This is a genomic window from Streptococcus sp. 714 (assembly GCF_013277115.1).
Classification (GTDB): domain Bacteria; phylum Bacillota; class Bacilli; order Lactobacillales; family Streptococcaceae; genus Streptococcus.
The window spans coordinates 1-15077 of the sequence record NZ_VMMH01000002.1 but is presented as its reverse complement, the minus strand read 5'-3'; the positions used below and the strand labels follow the sequence as shown (position 1 = coordinate 15077).

At 42.9% G+C, this 15077-nt stretch carries 17 protein-coding genes; 3 read left to right on the top strand and 14 right to left on the bottom strand.

All coding sequences use genetic code 11. The features are described from left to right. Positions 1-107: 107 nt before the first annotated feature. From pyrE to typA, 7 genes are all read right to left on the bottom strand, one after another. The gene (gene pyrE, locus HT718_RS00155; RefSeq protein WP_173266483.1) at positions 108-740 is read right to left on the bottom strand and encodes an orotate phosphoribosyltransferase; all 633 of its coding nucleotides are present in this window, start codon (positions 738-740) and stop codon (positions 108-110) included. 33 nt (positions 741-773) lie between these two features. Continuing rightward, positions 774-1475, bottom strand: a complete 702-nt coding sequence (gene pyrF, locus HT718_RS00150) for an orotidine-5'-phosphate decarboxylase (protein WP_061088224.1) — start codon at positions 1473-1475, stop codon at positions 774-776. Positions 1476-1706: 231 nt separating this feature from the next. Beyond that, a complete protein-coding gene (locus HT718_RS00145; RefSeq protein WP_173266480.1) occupies positions 1707-2951 on the bottom strand; it encodes a cell division protein FtsQ/DivIB in 1245 nt (414 codons plus the stop codon). A gap of 9 nt (positions 2952-2960) precedes the next feature. Further along, a complete protein-coding gene (locus HT718_RS00140; RefSeq protein WP_173266478.1) occupies positions 2961-4019 on the bottom strand; it encodes a UDP-N-acetylglucosamine--N-acetylmuramyl-(pentapeptide) pyrophosphoryl-undecaprenol N-acetylglucosamine transferase in 1059 nt (352 codons plus the stop codon). A 1-nt stretch (position 4020) separates the two neighbouring features. Next, positions 4021-5373 carry a UDP-N-acetylmuramoyl-L-alanine--D-glutamate ligase gene (gene murD, locus HT718_RS00135; RefSeq protein WP_173266476.1) on the bottom strand — a complete coding sequence of 451 codons (1353 nt, stop codon included), beginning with the start codon at positions 5371-5373 and terminating at the stop codon, positions 4021-4023. Positions 5374-5487: 114 nt separating this feature from the next. After that, entirely contained in the window at positions 5488-5742 is a 255-nt protein-coding gene (locus HT718_RS00130) for a DUF3165 family protein (RefSeq protein WP_153195855.1), read from the bottom strand. 19 nt (positions 5743-5761) lie between these two features. After that, positions 5762-7603: a translational GTPase TypA gene (gene typA, locus HT718_RS00125; RefSeq protein ID WP_000164111.1), complete on the bottom strand. Its 1842-nt coding sequence runs from the start codon at positions 7601-7603 to the stop codon at positions 5762-5764. A 161-nt stretch (positions 7604-7764) separates the two neighbouring features. On the opposite strand from typA, the gene HT718_RS00120 reads away from it, so the two are divergent. Continuing rightward, entirely contained in the window at positions 7765-8490 is a 726-nt protein-coding gene (locus tag HT718_RS00120) for a pseudouridine synthase (protein WP_060806264.1), read from the top strand. 34 nt (positions 8491-8524) lie between these two features. Here HT718_RS00120 and HT718_RS00115 read toward each other — a convergent pair whose 3' ends face one another. Further along, positions 8525-8908 (bottom strand): rhodanese-like domain-containing protein, encoded by a 384-nt coding sequence (locus HT718_RS00115; RefSeq protein ID WP_000259257.1) that lies wholly within the window; start codon positions 8906-8908, stop codon positions 8525-8527. Continuing rightward, on the bottom strand, positions 8908-9138 hold the full coding sequence (locus HT718_RS00110; RefSeq protein WP_050542293.1) for a YqgQ family protein: 231 nt from the start codon (positions 9136-9138) through the stop codon (positions 8908-8910). The genes HT718_RS00115 and HT718_RS00110 overlap by 1 nt, the downstream gene beginning before the upstream one ends. A gap of 102 nt (positions 9139-9240) precedes the next feature. On the opposite strand from HT718_RS00110, the gene HT718_RS00105 reads away from it, so the two are divergent. Next, a complete protein-coding gene (locus HT718_RS00105; RefSeq protein WP_001222592.1) occupies positions 9241-10149 on the top strand; it encodes a LysR family transcriptional regulator in 909 nt (302 codons plus the stop codon). Between the two features lie 54 nt (positions 10150-10203). Here the strand turns inward: HT718_RS00105 and HT718_RS00100 are convergent, their stop codons facing one another. The 5 genes from HT718_RS00100 to miaA are packed head-to-tail and all read right to left on the bottom strand — an operon-like array spanning position 10204 to position 14655. Further along, on the bottom strand, positions 10204-10959 hold the full coding sequence (locus tag HT718_RS00100) for an SDR family oxidoreductase (protein ID WP_173266474.1): 756 nt from the start codon (positions 10957-10959) through the stop codon (positions 10204-10206). 20 nt (positions 10960-10979) lie between these two features. Further along, positions 10980-11909 carry a ribonuclease Z gene (gene rnz / locus HT718_RS00095; RefSeq protein ID WP_061759165.1) on the bottom strand — a complete coding sequence of 310 codons (930 nt, stop codon included), beginning with the start codon at positions 11907-11909 and terminating at the stop codon, positions 10980-10982. A 14-nt stretch (positions 11910-11923) separates the two neighbouring features. Beyond that, positions 11924-12547, bottom strand: coding sequence for a cystathionine beta-lyase (locus HT718_RS00090; RefSeq protein WP_173266472.1), 624 nt, complete (start codon positions 12545-12547; stop codon positions 11924-11926). Further along, positions 12540-13778, bottom strand: a complete 1239-nt coding sequence (gene hflX / locus HT718_RS00085) for a GTPase HflX (protein ID WP_173266470.1) — start codon at positions 13776-13778, stop codon at positions 12540-12542. Before hflX ends, HT718_RS00090 begins: the two co-directional genes overlap by 8 nt. Continuing rightward, positions 13771-14655 carry a tRNA (adenosine(37)-N6)-dimethylallyltransferase MiaA gene (gene miaA, locus HT718_RS00080; protein ID WP_173266468.1) on the bottom strand — a complete coding sequence of 295 codons (885 nt, stop codon included), beginning with the start codon at positions 14653-14655 and terminating at the stop codon, positions 13771-13773. Before miaA ends, hflX begins: the two co-directional genes overlap by 8 nt. Before the next feature lie 120 nt (positions 14656-14775). Here miaA and HT718_RS00075 point away from each other — a divergent pair, with 120 nt between their 5' ends. Beyond that, positions 14776-14946, top strand: a complete 171-nt coding sequence (locus HT718_RS00075; protein WP_001051777.1) for a DUF3042 family protein — start codon at positions 14776-14778, stop codon at positions 14944-14946. Positions 14947-15077 lie beyond the last annotated feature (131 nt).

The window sequence follows — 15077 nt, the reverse complement described above, 5'->3', positions numbered from 1 at the left end:
CTGCGGCTAGCTTCCCAGTTTGCTCTTTGATTTTCATTGAGTATAATATCCAATGAAATCACAAAAAGAAATCAGGTAATCCTAGTGACTACCTGATTTTCTATGTTTTAGGCATTTTGCCAATTTTCTTGATCTTCTTTAAAGCGTTTTAGAAGGTCGAGTCCTTCTGGTGTGATATAGCCTTCTTCTTGGGCTAAGTGAATCAATTCACTGTAGTTTGAAAGTGTCACCAATTTCACGCCAGCATCCGCAAAGTTCTTATCTGCCTTTGGCAATTGGTAGCTGAATATCGCTACAACTCCAAGCACATCTGCTCCTTCTCGCTTAGCTGCTACTACGGCTTCAAGAACAGATCCACCAGTTGAAATAAGATCTTCAACCACTACCATTTTTTGACCCTTAGCTACACGGCCTTCGATTTGGTTACCAGCTCCGTGGTCTTTTGGTTTGCTACGGATATAGGCAAATGGAAGGTTCATCTTATCAGCAATAATGGCTCCGTGTGGAATTCCTGCTGTTGCAGTTCCTGCAATCACTTCTACTTCTGGAAATTCTGCTTTAATAGCTTCTACAAAACCATTTTCAATGAGGGTACGAGTTTCTGGATAGGCTAGTGTCACACGGTTATCTGTGTAAATCGGTGACTTGATTCCAGATGCCCAAGTAAAAGGCTCCTCTGGTTTGAGGTAAACTGCTTGAATTTTCAAGAGGTGGCTAGCGATATCTTTAGCAAGTGTCATAGTATTCTCCTTTTATTTTTATAATCTATTTCTTTAATTCCAGTCCTGTGTCCATTCATCCTTGATGGCATGATAGGCTGCAACAGGATCCTCAGCTTGCGTAATGGGACGTCCCACTACGATATAGTCACTACCGATTTGATAAGCATCCGCTGGCGTCATCACACGTTTTTGGTCTCCAACTGCAGCTCCCTGAGGGCGAATCCCCGGTGTTAGACAGATAAAATCTGGATTGGTGGCCTGCTTGATGAGTTGCACTTCCTGAGCCGAGCAAACGACACCATCCAAGCCAGCTTCAGCTGTTTTCTTAGCATAGTGGATTACAGACTCTTGCAGGCTGGTTTGAATATTTTGAAAATCCTGCATCTGGGCTTCCGACGTTGAGGTCAACTGAGTCACTGCAATCAATTTGGCTTGACTCCCAAGACCTTCACGCGCAGCCTTCATCATCTCTACACCACCAGCCGCATGAACATTGGTCATATCGACACCAAGCTGAGACAAGACCTTCATGGCTGACTTGACTGTATTAGGAATGTCATGAAGTTTGAGATCCAAAAAGACACTATGACCCAAACCTTTTAAATAGGACACAATCTCAGGACCCGCTGCGTAATAGAGCTCCATCCCTACTTTTAAATAAAGACTTTCTTCTGCTGGAAAAAGAGCTAAGAATTCCTTGACTGCCTCAAAACTAGGAAAATCAAGAGCAATGACTGGACGATGTTCTCGCATAGGTTTCTCCTTTTACCTTTGCTAGTGAGAGAGTCTGGCCAACAGAAGACACGAAAAAAGGAACCTGCCAACAGCAAGGTTCCACGAAAAATGGGTAGTCTACACCCTTTCACCGTCTAACCTTAGCTGCCTCTCTGGACTGCTTTAAAGGTTTTTTACTATTCTATTATTTCTACTAGCACTTGTCAAGTAAAAACTAGTCACTAAAGTACTATGAGAAAAAAGGTAAACCTAGCGACGCGGTGAACGCTGGGGCGTTTGATTTCGATTGCTTTCTTCCTTCAGCTTTTTCTTCTCTTCTTCCAGTTTATTCTGCTGTTCTTCTAGCCTTTTCTTCTCTTCGTCTTTCTGTTTCTTCTCAGCTTCTTCGGCCTCTTTTTTAGCTTTTTCTTCTGCCTCCATAATTAATTTATCCGCTACAGTGTAACTGTAAATTCCAGCTTCCATGTCAATCACACTCGGTTCTGACAATTGAGGCTTAATCTTACTGTAGTAAGGTAATTTCTTGCTCATTTCAGACAGGGGAACCAAGACTTCATCTGTATCATACATGGTCAATCGAATTAAATCGGAAGTCACCTTGCTTGGGGCTAGCTCCACCTTTTGGATAGCAGCCTTGAGTTCTGGGCTAATTTGAGAAAGTTCTGAGACAAAAGCCTTGATTTGTTCACTATCATTAAAGAGAACTGACAAATAAGTTTCTGGTAGACTGACCAAGCTCACAGCACTGGTCTCAAGCTGACCACTGGAAAGAATAGGATAATGATTTTCACCAGAAACATAGTAGGCAACAATATCATATTCCTTGACCTTGATAGTAAACTTGGTTGGAAATTGATAAACAAGCTGAGCTGATTCCACCCAATAGTTAGACTTAATCTGCTCTTCATATTTTGCCTTGTCTAGCAGAAGGTTAATCGTATAATCCGAATCCTGAATGCCTGAAGCCTGTCGAATATCATCAGCTGTAGTTTGCACCGTTCCCTCAACACGGATATCCTTCATAGTCGCATAAGGACTGAGTAAGTAGGCAGAGACAATCAATAAAAGCAGACTTGGAAATAAAATCGTTAAGGCTCGTAAGATATGGAGGCCAGGAATCTTGTCTTTAGCTGGTTTTTCTTTTGTAACCTTTTTAGCAAGCTTTTTATCCTGGTCCTCGTCCTCTTTAGCCCCTGATTCTTCTATCTCTTCTTCCTCTTTATCTCCCTCTGAGGATGCTACTTTTTCTTCAGACTCTTCCATGGCTGATTCTGAGTCTTCATAGTCTGCTTCACTCTCCTGGTCCTCCTTGTCCTCTGACATCTCAGATTCTTCTCCCATTCGAGCTTGTCTTTCCTTTTCCTTCTCCTCAGCTAGGGCTGCCTCTTCTTCAGCCTTCTTTTTTAGGTATTCTTGGTTTCGTTTCTGCCATTCTGATAACTCTTTCAATTCTTCGAGGATTTCTTTGCCCTCATTTTTCTTATCTTTTGACATTTACTTTCCTTATGATAAATCTTTTTTCAACAATTGATAAAAATCTGCTAGAGATTTCAATTCCTTAGAAGCCTTCATCTTAGCTTGATAGTCTTCCTTGTGGCTTAGTAAGTAAGAAAGTTTCTCTTCCAAACTATCCAAGGTCAAATCGCTTTCTTGAAGCTCTTCTGCATATCCTTTTTTTACAAAGTAAGCTGCATTTTCAATCTGGTCACCACGACTAGCCTCACGACCAAGTGGCACAATGACATGTAATTTCGCCATGGCCAGGAGCTCAAAAATCGTATTGGCACCACCACGTGTCACAACAATATCAGCCAAACCCATCAAGGGTTGATAGAGATTGGTCACATAGTCAACACGAAAGAGATTTTGGCTCAACTCATTCAGGCTAGAATCTCCAGTTAGATTGATAATATTGTAGCGCTCTGTCAGTTCTTTCTTATGGTCTGTCACCAATTGGTTAAATACACGAGCTCCTGCAGAACCACCGACAAACAATACAGTTGGCAATTTGGGATTAAAGTGGGTTTGGACATCCACCAATTCATCTGGTTCTGGAGTGTTTTGGTCTGAAACCTTGGTCACTGCTCCCACATGCTCAACCTTAGCTAAACTTGAAGCTTGCTCAAAGGTTGAATACATCTTCGTCGCAAATTTATAAGCGATTTTATTGGCCAAGCCCATAGACAGGTCAGATTCGTGAATAAAGACCGGCACTCCTGACACACGCGCTGCGATAACGGGCGGTACAGAGACAAAGCCCCCCTTTGAAAAAAGAGCCTGTGGACGAAGTCGTAACATGATAAAGAGGGATTGGACAATTCCCCAACCAACTTTGAAGACATCCAGCATATTTTGCCAAGAGAAATAGCGACGCAATTTCCCAGTCGCAATGGAATGGAAGGTAACATCTAGACCTGACTTAAGGATTTCTTGGTGTTCGATACCACGCTTGTCCCCGATATAGTGGACTTCCCAGCCATCTTCGATGAACTTGGGCATTAACAAAAGATTGAGGGTCACGTGTCCAACCGTCCCCCCACCTGTAAAGACAATTTTTTTCATATTATTCCTTTAACTCCGCTACCGTGTCGATAAAGAGGTCGCCACGTACTTCAAAGTTAGCATACATATCCCAGCTGGCATTGGCAGGACTGAGAAGAACCACGTCTCCTTGAGTCGCAAGCTCATAAGCCTTGTGGGTCGCATCAGCAATATCAGTCGCATCCACATAAGCTACACCAGCCTTATCCGCTGCCCGTTTGACACGTTCTGCAGACTGACCCAGGATGACCATCTTCTTGAGTCCAGTAATATCTGGAATCAATTCGTCAAACTCATTGCCACGGTCCAGACCACCTACAATCAAGATGACCTTGCTGTTGTCAAATCCTGACAAGGCTTTTTGAGTAGCCAAGATATTGGTTGACTTGCTATCATTATAGAATTTGACACCCTTGATTTCATCCACAAATTGGAGACGGTGTTTGACACCACCAAAGGCTGAAAGAGTTTCTTTGATGGTTTGGTTATCAACACCACGAAGCTTGGCCACAGCAATCGTCGCAAGGGCATTTTCCACATTGTGACTACCTGGAACTCCGATTTCGCTAGCTGCCATGACAACTTCCCCACGGAAGTAGAGTTTACCATCTTCTAGATAAGCTCCAGCAACCTTTTCCTGTGTTGAGAATGGTACAACAGTAGCCTGTGTTTTAGTAGCTAATTCTTTTGCCAAGTCTTGGTTAAAGTTCAAGACAAGGAAATCAGCTGCTGTCATCTTGTTCTGGATATTCCACTTGGCTGCCACATATTCCTCAAAAGAACCGTGGTAGTCGATATGAGTTGGCATGAGATTGGTAATAACCGCAATCTCAGGATGGAATTCTTGCACACCCATGAGTTGGAAAGAAGAAAGTTCCATAACAAGCGTATCCTTGTCTGCCGCAGTTTGAGCAACCTGACTGGCAGGATAGCCGATATTTCCTGATAAAAGACCATGTTGCCCAGCAGCAGTCAAAACTTCCCCAATCATAGTCGTTGTGGTTGTTTTTCCATTTGAACCTGTGATGCCGATAATTGGCGCTTCTGAAATCAAGTAAGCCAATTCCACCTCAGTCAAGACTGGAATTCCCTTGACCAAAGCCTTTTCAATCATGGGATTGCTGTAGGGGATGCCTGGATTTTTCACCATAAGGGCAAACTCTTCATCCAAGAGTTCCAAAGGATGGCCACCTGTGATGACTTTGATCCCTTCTTCCAGCAAACTTTGGGCAGCTGGATTGTCCTCGAAAGGTTTCCCATCATTTACTGTCACAATGGCACCTAGCTTGTCCAACAAACGAGCTGCAGATTCACCAGACTTGGCCAAACCTAAAACAAGGACTTTCTTATTTTTAAATTGATCTATTACTTTCATGTCTCGAACTCCATTTCTACTCTTACTATTTTACCATTTTTATGGAAATAATTCTAAATGAAAATGCTCAGATTCAGCTTTCTAACAAGCAAAAAGAGAGCCAAAACTCTCTTTTTATCTTCTTTTACTTTTATGGACCGACATGAGGGTAATATCTCGCAAGCTAAAGTATGCTAGGAAGAGCATAGCGACTGCGATGAAGAATTCTGTCGGTAGCTGAAAGATTTGCAGAACTGACAGCATAAGCAAAATCAAAAGTGCTACGAAAGCAAAGACGACAAGGACGATATTGACTGTCCCTTTAATGCTTTCTGGTGTCGCAAATACATAGAGTAGTAATAAGAGGATTCCTATGATTAAATAAACCATCTTTATCTCTTTCTAGCTCTTATTCAGCTGATTTTTTCTTCTTGTTAGCTTTCTCACGTTCTGCCTTGTTAAGGATTTGTTTACGCAAACGGATAGACTCAGGCGTTACTTCCATGTACTCATCGTCGTTCAAGAACTCAAGAGACTCTTCAAGTGTCAAGATACGAGGTGTCTTGATAACAGCTGTTTGGTCCTTAGTAGCTGAACGAACGTTGGTCATTTGTTTAGCCTTAGTGATGTTAACTGTCAAGTCGTTTTCACGAGAGTTTTCACCAATGATCATTCCTTCGTAAACCTCAGTACCTGGGTTGACAAAGATAGTACCACGTTCTTCGATAGACATGATTGAGTAAGTTGTAGCCTTACCAGCATCGATAGAAACAAGGGCACCACGGTGACGACCACCAATTTCACCTGGAATCAATGGCAAGTATTGGTCGAAGGTATGGTTCATGATACCGTAACCACGAGTCATTGACAAGAACTCAGTTGAGTATCCAATCAAACCACGCGCTGGAACAAGGAAGACCAAACGAGTTTGACCATTACCAGTTGAAATCATATCCAACATTTCACCCTTACGTTCAGAAAGGCTTTGGATAACAGATCCTTGGTATTCTTCAGGAGTATCGATTTGAACACGTTCAAATGGTTCACATTTAACACCGTCGATTTCTTTTACGATAACTTCTGGACGAGATACTTGAAGTTCATAACCCTCACGACGCATTGTTTCGATAAGGATTGACAAGTGCAATTCTCCACGTCCTGAAACCGTCCATTTATCTGGTGAATCAGTTGGGTCAACACGAAGGGAAACGTCTGTTTGCAATTCTGCTTGCAAGCGTTCTTCTACCTTACGAGAAGTCACCCATTTACCTTCTTTACCAGCAAATGGTGAGTTGTTGACCAAGAAAGTCATTTGAAGAGTTGGCTCATCGATGTGTAGGATTGGAAGAGCTTCAACTGCGTCTGTCGGAGTGATCGTTTCACCGACAAAGATATCTTCCATACCTGAAACGGCAATCAAATCACCTGCTTTAGCTTCTTGGATTTCACGACGTTCCAATCCAAAGAAACCGAAAAGTTTTGTAACACGGAAGTTTTTAGTTGTACCATCTAGTTTAGAAAGGGTAACTTGGTCCCCAACCTTAACAGTACCACGGAAGACACGACCGATACCGATACGTCCAACGAAGTCATTGTAGTCCAAAAGTGAGACTTGGAATTGCAAAGGCTCATCTGAGTTGTCTACTGGAGCTGGGATATGGTCAATAATCGTGTCAAAGATTGGTGCCATCGTAGCTTCCTGGTCAGCTGGATCATCTGACAATGAGGAAGTTCCGTTGATAGCTGAAGCATACACCACTGGGAAGTCAAGCTGATCATCATCAGCACCAAGCTCGATGAAAAGTTCCAAGACTTCGTCCACTACTTCTGCTGGGCGAGCTGATGGTTTATCGATTTTGTTAACAACCACAATTGGGACAAGGTCTTGTTCCAAGGCTTTTTTCAATACGAAACGAGTTTGTGGCATGGTTCCTTCGTAGGCATCTACGACCAAGACAACACCGTCAACCATTTTCATGATACGCTCAACTTCTCCACCGAAGTCCGCGTGTCCTGGTGTGTCCATGATGTTAATACGAGTTCCGTTGTAGGCAACGGCTGTATTTTTAGCAAGAATGGTAATTCCACGCTCTTTTTCGATATCGTTTGAATCCATAGCACGCTCAGCCAATTCAGTACGTGCATCAAGCGTTTCTGATTGTTTCAATAATTCGTCAACAAGGGTTGTTTTACCGTGGTCAACGTGGGCGATAATCGCAATGTTACGGATATCTTCTCTTAATTTTGTCATGATTTCCTCTATAATATTCAAAATTTATTTTCTAACTGAACGATTATACCATATTTTCAAGTAAATAACATAATTCAAGCAAGTGTAAATGTTTTCACTCTGCTTTTCTTTTCACGTCAAGCCTTTTCAAAGCAAGCGACTTATGATAAGATAGGCACAGTATGCGTTTAGATAATTTATTAGCCCAAGAAAAAATCAGCCGAAAAGCCATGAAACAAGCACTTCTCAAAGGGGAAATCCTCGTCGATGGTTGCCCAGCCCGCTCCCTAGCCCAGAATATCGATACAGGGCTACAAGAACTCCTTTTTCAGGGCCGAATCATTCGAGGCTATGAGCACAGCTATCTCATGCTTCATAAACCTGCCGGTGTCGTGACAGCCAACAAAGACAAGGAACTTCCAACCGTTATGGATCTCCTTCCACCTAACATCCAGTCTGACAAGCTCTATGCCGTCGGTCGACTGGACAGAGATACGACAGGCCTTCTCCTCTTGACCGACAACGGCCCTTTGGGCTTTCAACTCCTTCATCCTCAGTATCATGTCGATAAGACCTACCAAGTTGAGGTTAATGGACTTCTGACGCCTGCCCATATCCAAGCCTTTCAAAAAGGGATTGTCTTTTTAGATGGCACTATCTGTAAACCTGCAAAGCTAGAGATTCTATCTGCAAGTCCTTCCCACAGTCGAGCCTCCATCACCATTTCAGAGGGAAAATTTCATCAAGTCAAGAAAATGTTCCTCTCAGTTGGTGTCAAAGTGACCTCCCTAAAGCGCACCCATTTTGGCCCTTGGAGTCTAGATGAGAATCTAAAAGAAAGAGATTATCGCCCCCTAAACTCGGAAGAATTGGCAAGCATTCGTGAATTTCTCAGAAAAAGTGGTTAAAAAATGAGCTCGGAAAATATCCAAGCTCGTTTTCTTATTTCTCAACTTTGACTTTCCCTTTCCAAGAATCCAAACCATAAGAAAGGATATAAATCTCAGAAAAACCTTGTTTTTTCAAGTAAAGGGCAGCATTTGTGACACGTTGCGCACGTTGGTTTTCGTAGAGAAGAACAGGCTTATCCTTACGAAGGGCTGCAAGACTAGTCTTCAACTGGCTTGAAGGAATATTGCGAGCTCCAAGGATATGTTTTCTGTGGAATTCAGCTGGGTCTCGCAAATCAATTAATTGACCCGTACGAATCAAGGCTTCAAACTCCTCATTGTCTACAATTTTAGCCGCACGGCGAATACGAAGATAGTTAAAGCCCATCCATGCCAACATTGCCAGTATAAGTGCCCACAAAATCCAAGTAACCATTAGTTCTTTTCTCCATTTTTCTCAATATAATCCAATTCTACCTTGTGCTCTCTGCGAAGAACCGCCTCTGCTTCTAGATAGTCTAGTTTATCCATCAACCCTGCATCGTAAATACGCGAGAGTTCCAGCTTCATCAATTCAATATCATATAAGCGTTTTCCCATGTAAACAATAATACCAAATCGTTTGAGGAATTGCTGCACATCATAGAATGTTTTCATAAGTTTCATTCTAGCAAATTTTTGTGTTTTTTTCAAGAAGATACTTACACAGTGCTCCTTATTTTCCTATCTTCTTTGGCGATTCTGACGCAAGTATGGTACAATAAAAACATGAGAATTCAACAATTACATTATATTATCAAAATCGTCGAAACTGGCTCCATGAATGAAGCAGCCAAACAGCTCTTTATCACTCAGCCTAGTCTTTCCAATGCTGTGAGAGATTTGGAAAATGAAATGGGTATTGAGATCTTTATCCGCAATCCCAAGGGAATTACCTTGACCCGTGATGGGATGGAGTTTCTCTCCTATGCCCGTCAGGTTGTCGAACAAACTCAGCTCCTAGAAGAACGCTATAAAAATCCTGTCGCCCACCGCGAACTTTTTAGCGTTTCATCCCAGCACTATGCCTTTGTGGTCAACGCTTTCGTCTCTCTGCTCAAAAAAAGCGACATGGAAAAATACGAGCTCTTCCTTCGTGAGACTCGGACTTGGGAGATTATCGATGACGTCAAGAACTTCCGTAGTGAGGTCGGTGTCCTCTTCTTAAACAGCTACAACCGTGATGTTTTAACCAAAATGCTGGATGACAACCACCTGCTGGCTCACCATCTCTTCACAGCCCAGCCCCATATCTTTGTCAGCAAGACCAACCCTCTGGCAAAGAAAGACAAAGTGAAACTGTCTGATTTGGAAAACTTCCCTTACCTCAGTTATGACCAAGGGACGCACAACTCCTTCTACTTTTCAGAGGAAATCCTTTCCCAAGAACACCATAAGAAATCCATCGTGGTCAGTGACCGTGCCACCCTCTTTAATCTCTTGATCGGTTTGGATGGTTATACCATTGCGACGGGGATTTTGAACAGCAATCTCAACGGAGACAACATCGTTTCCATCCCACTGGACATTGACGACCCTATTGAGCTAGTCTATATCCAGCATGAAAAAACTAGCTTGTCTAAGATGGGCGAACGCTTTATCGACTATCTACTAGAAGAAGTCCAGTTTGATAGTTGACAAATGATAAGAACCAATATGTAGGCCAACAACAACCTACACATTGGTTCTTTTTTACTTATAATTAAAAGTCTCCCCTGCCAACTTATCAGCTAGCTTGGGAAAGAGGGTATAAAACTTATGGGCTAGGTGTAACAAAATCGGAAGATTGAGTTCCCGTTTGTTTTTTCCTATAATCTTAACAATCTTTTTAGCCACTACATCTGGTTCTAACAGGAAGCGTTCAACCGATTTGAGATAGGTCCCATCTGGGTCCGCTTGGTCAAAAAATCCTGTGCGGATTGGTCCTGGATTGACCGTCGTTACATAAACACCGTCAGGCATGAGTTCGAGACGCAGAGCATTTGAAAACCCAATGGCCGCAAACTTGGTCGCTGAGTAAAGGCTGGACTTGCCAGTAGCGATCAAACCTGCCATGCTGACGATATTGATGATATGGCCCTTTCGTCTTTCCTTCATAGGAGCAGCAAGGCGACGAGACAGATTCATCAGGGCAAAGGTATTGACCTCAAACATCTGGTGAATGTCTTTGTCAGAAATCTGATCAAATTCTTCAAAAATCCCGTAACCAGCGTTGTTAATCAAGATATCAATCTTACCATAACGGAAATAGAGGTCAGTTACCAGAGTTTCTAGGGCTGAATCATCGGTAATATCGATTTCAATCAATTCTGCATGGGGATGATTTCCGTAGAGTTGAGCTAATTTTTCCTTATCTCGACCAAGCAAGATAAGCTGGTCTTCTGGTAAAAGTTTGACCATTTCTTGAGCTAGACCACCGCTAGCTCCGGTAATGAGAATCGTACGCATACTTATCCTTTCTCAATCTTTTAGATTTCCACTTCTTCCAAGTCTTTGACTACATGCACATTTTCAAAAATTGTAGCCGCATCTTTCTTGAGTTTGCTGATATCTTTTGAAAGGAAACGGGCACTGATATGATTGAGCAGGAGGCGTTTAGCACCTGCTTCTACTGCGACCTCCGCCGCCTGCATATTGGTTGAGTGACCATGATTACGGGCAATTTTCTCATCGCCTTTGCCATAAGTTGATTCATGGACCAAGACATCAGCATTGACAGCCAGACGTACGCTGGCATTGGTTTTTCGGGTGTCACCTAGAATAGTGATAATCTTACCTGGACGTGGCTCTGAGATATAGTCAGCAGCCTTGATTTCAGTGCCGTCTTCTAGAACAACATCCTGACCGTTTTTGATTTTTCCAAAAAGTGGGCCAAATGGGACACCAGCCGCCTTGAGTTTTTCAGCATCCAGCGTTCCTTCAAGGTCCTTTTGCATGATACGATAACCAACGCAGAAAATAGTGTGATCCAACTCCTCTGCATAAACGGTAAACTTATCCGTTTCAAGGATTTTCCCTAGAGAATCTTGGTCAAACTCATGGAAATGAATCTTATAGGGCAGACGAGAACCCGACACACGAAGGCTGGTTAAAACAAATGACTTGATCCCTTGAGGTCCGTAGATTTCTAAATCTGTCTGCTCTTCATTGGCCTGAAAGGCACGGCTAGAAAGAAATCCTGGCAGGCCAAATATGTGGTCTCCATGCAGGTGAGTGATAAAGATTTTGCTGACCTTGCGTGGTCGAATTGTGGTTTCCAGAATGCGATTTTGCGTACCTTCTCCACAGTCAAAGAGCCAGACTTCGTTAATCTCGTCCAAGAGTTTCAGGGCGAGACTTGAAACGTTGCGGGCTTTAGAGGGCTGACCAGCCCCTGTTCCTAAAAATTGAATATCCATTCGATACTTTCTAATTAATCAATATATAACATAGCTGTGCGGTTTTCCGATCGGAAATAGCGCTTGCCAGAAAAAGCTGTGGCTTCTTGCAGTAAATCCTCTTGGCTGTAGCCTTTAAGACGTTTGCGACCATCAGCCAAGCTTTCCAAATCAGTCAAAGCTGTGATACTTTCCACGCTAACAACTTCCTCGTCCCCGACAGCCTTCATGTAAATCTTACCAGACTCTTCAAAGACTAGCTGATGGGGGAAAATTTGTGCAATCTCAAAAAGCAAGTTATCTGAAATCTTCTCTTCATTCTCAGAGAAAATTCGACCAAGGCCCTCTCTCTCATAGCAAAAACCAAAGGATTTACCAGACAGATTAAGCCTAATAAAAGGCTTATTTTCTAGGGTGAAACTTGGCTCAACGTTGTAGAGATTTAGTTCCTGACTGAGTTCAGCAAAATAATCCGTCGCAGCCTCAGGACTCTTTTTCTGGTAGAGTTCTGCAAAATAGGCATTGACCACACTTGGCGGAGGAGTGATCAGTGCCAACTGCTCCTGCTCTGTTTTACCAGCTAGAAGTTGTTCTAAATAGACCTTATCCAGACTTGTATAACCTCCATACTTTAGAGCCAAAGTTTTAATATCAGTCATAAAATTCTTCTAACCTCCATTTATTTTTCTCAGAAATGTAGCCTGTAATGACTTCCCCGTCATCCTGATAATCGCGTTCTTCCAGAATCGCTACACTTTCCAAATCATGAATCTTGTAAGACTTAGAAAAAGGCACGCGCAGAGTAAATGCTACAAAAATTTCCTTAATCTTATCTAGCAATAAAGCCTGCAAATTCTCACGACTATCCTCAGACTTGGCAGAAATGAGGGCATAAGGCGTTTGGGTCGGCGTGAAATCCTCCACCAAATCCGCTTTATTATAAAGGGTCAGGCGCGGAATATCTTCCATATCCAAGTCTTTCATGATGGATAGGACTGTTTTTTCATGCTCCTCGTGGTAAGGATTGCTGGCATCGATAACATGAACCAGAAGATCCACATGCTTGCTTTCTTCCAAGGTTGACTTGAAACTAGACACTAACTCTGTTGGCAAATCTTGGATAAATCCAACGGTATCTGTCAAAGTTACTTGGAGATTGCCTCCCAGATGGATACTCTTAGTCGTCGCATCTAGAGTCGCAAAGAGCTCATCCGCTTCATACTGGGTCTTACTGGTCAAGGTGTTCATGATAGTTGACTTTCCAGCATTGGTGTAACCAATCAAACCAATCTTAAAGGTGCTCGACTCCAGACGTTTTTCTCTGACTGTGGCCCGATTTTTCTCAACCACCTTGAGCTGGCGCTCGATATCTGTAATTTGATTGCGAACGCTACGACGGTTCAGCTCCAGCTGGCTTTCACCAGGTCCACGGGAACCAATTCCCCCTGCCTGACGGCTGAGCATAATTCCCTGACCAACCAAGCGAGGCAAGAGGTATTTGAGCTGGGCTAGGTGAACTTGGAGCTTCCCTTCATGGCTTCGAGCTCGCATGGCAAAGATATCCAAAATCAACTGCATACGGTCAATGACCTTAACACCGAGAACTTCCTCCAGATTGACATTTTGTCGCGGAGTCAAGCGGTTGTTGACAATGACAGTGGTAATCTCTTCTGCATCCACCATGAGCGCAATTTCTTCCAACTTACCAGAGCCGACAAAGGTCTTGGAGTCATATTTTTCACGTTTTTGCCTGTAGCTATCTACAACGACTGCCCCAGCTGTCTTGGCTAGACTGGCCAATTCTTCCATAGAGAGGTCAAAATTGTCCATGCCCTGCAATTCCACACCAATGAGCAGGACGCGTTCCTCTTTTTTCTCCGTTTCAATCATCTAAAAACTCCTCTATCTGGCTTAAAATGCGGTCTTGCACACCAGATTCTCCAATCTGATAAAAGGTGACCTGCATGCGATTACGGAACCAGGTCAGCTGACGCTTGGCAAAACGACGGGTAGCCTGTTTGAGACTCTCACTAGCTTCCTCCAAGGACTGCTCTCCACGAAAATAAGGAAAGAGTTCCTTGTAGCCAATGCCTTTAGCAGCCTGTACATCTGGATAATGGTCAAACAACCACTTGGCCTCATCCAAAAGACCAGCCTCAAACATCAAATCCACTCTGTGATTGATTCGTTCATAAAGCTGACTGCGTTCATCATCCAAGCAGATAATCAAAGGTTCATACAAGGTCTCTTGATTTTCCAAATTCTGACCAAAATGGGCAATTTCCAAGGAACGCATAGCACGACGACGATTAAACTGAGGAATTTCAAGGCCTGCTTGCTCCACAAGATAGGCTAATTCCTCATCTGAAAAAGGTTCTAAACTAGCTCGGTAAGCTAAAATCTCCTCATGAGGAGTCTCCCCACCTAGATGATATCCTTCAAGTAAGCTCTGGATATAAAGCCCAGTCCCACCAGCGATAATGGCTAGTTTGCCACGACTGTGAATGTCCTTAATAGCCATCTTAGCTTCTGAAACAAAATCAAAAGCCGAGTAAGACTCGGTTACCTCTCTAACATCGATTAAATGATGGGGAACAGCCGCCTGCTCCTCTGGACTAGCCTTAGCCGTCCCAATATCTAGACCTCGGTAAACTTGCTGGCTATCACCGCTCACAACTTCCCCACCAAAGCGCTTAGCCACTTCAATAGCAAGAGCTGTCTTTCCAACTGCAGTCGGTCCAACAATCACAATTATTTTTGTTTTCATCTTTTTTCCTTGAAAAATTCCCATTTTTTCGTTACTATTATTATAACACAAAAAGGTCAGTCAGAAAAATGTGACCTCTTGAAGAGGCTGGCTGATTAAGAAGATAAAGGAGGAAGACTCATGGCTAAAGGATTCGCTAAAGGTCTTGTAACAGGTGTCGCAGGAACTGTCGCTGCACTTGCAGGTGCAGTATACGCATTTAAAAAGAAAGTAATCGAACCAGAAGAGCAAAAAGCAGCTTTCATCGAAGAAAACCGTAAAAAAGCAGCTCGTCGCCGCGTATCACGTTAAGAAACAAAAGAAGTTGGGATTCATTGTCTCAACTTCTTTTTTCTGCTCTTTTATACTCAATGAAAATCAAAGAACAAACTAGGAAGCTAGCCGCAGGTTGCTCAAAGCACTGCTTTGAGGTTGTAGATGAA

Excerpts from the sequence above, each read along its gene's own strand:
- murD (WP_173266476.1), bottom strand. The coding sequence starts at position 5,373 with ATGAAAGTAATAGATCAATTTAAAAATAAGAAAGTCCTTGTTTTAGGT.
- typA (WP_000164111.1), bottom strand. The coding sequence starts at position 7,603 with ATGACAAAATTAAGAGAAGATATCCGTAACATTGCGATTATCGCCCAC.
- rnz (WP_061759165.1), bottom strand. The coding sequence starts at position 11,909 with ATGGATATTCAATTTTTAGGAACAGGGGCTGGTCAGCCCTCTAAAGCC.
- HT718_RS00115 (WP_000259257.1), bottom strand. The coding sequence starts at position 8,908 with ATGGTTACTTGGATTTTGTGGGCACTTATACTGGCAATGTTGGCATGG.
- HT718_RS00130 (WP_153195855.1), bottom strand. The coding sequence starts at position 5,742 with ATGGTTTATTTAATCATAGGAATCCTCTTATTACTACTCTATGTATTT.
- HT718_RS00100 (WP_173266474.1), bottom strand. The coding sequence starts at position 10,959 with ATGCGTACGATTCTCATTACCGGAGCTAGCGGTGGTCTAGCTCAAGAA.
- HT718_RS00145 (WP_173266480.1), bottom strand. The coding sequence starts at position 2,951 with ATGTCAAAAGATAAGAAAAATGAGGGCAAAGAAATCCTCGAAGAATTG.
- pyrE (WP_173266483.1), bottom strand. The coding sequence starts at position 740 with ATGACACTTGCTAAAGATATCGCTAGCCACCTCTTGAAAATTCAAGCA.
- hflX (WP_173266470.1), bottom strand. The coding sequence starts at position 13,778 with ATGATTGAAACGGAGAAAAAAGAGGAACGCGTCCTGCTCATTGGTGTG.
- HT718_RS00140 (WP_173266478.1), bottom strand. The coding sequence starts at position 4,019 with ATGAAAAAAATTGTCTTTACAGGTGGGGGGACGGTTGGACACGTGACC.
- HT718_RS00075 (WP_001051777.1), top strand. The coding sequence starts at position 14,776 with ATGGCTAAAGGATTCGCTAAAGGTCTTGTAACAGGTGTCGCAGGAACT.
- HT718_RS00120 (WP_060806264.1), top strand. The coding sequence starts at position 7,765 with ATGCGTTTAGATAATTTATTAGCCCAAGAAAAAATCAGCCGAAAAGCC.
- HT718_RS00090 (WP_173266472.1), bottom strand. The coding sequence starts at position 12,547 with ATGACTGATATTAAAACTTTGGCTCTAAAGTATGGAGGTTATACAAGT.
- pyrF (WP_061088224.1), bottom strand. The coding sequence starts at position 1,475 with ATGCGAGAACATCGTCCAGTCATTGCTCTTGATTTTCCTAGTTTTGAG.
- HT718_RS00105 (WP_001222592.1), top strand. The coding sequence starts at position 9,241 with ATGAGAATTCAACAATTACATTATATTATCAAAATCGTCGAAACTGGC.
- miaA (WP_173266468.1), bottom strand. The coding sequence starts at position 14,655 with ATGAAAACAAAAATAATTGTGATTGTTGGACCGACTGCAGTTGGAAAG.
- HT718_RS00110 (WP_050542293.1), bottom strand. The coding sequence starts at position 9,138 with ATGAAACTTATGAAAACATTCTATGATGTGCAGCAATTCCTCAAACGA.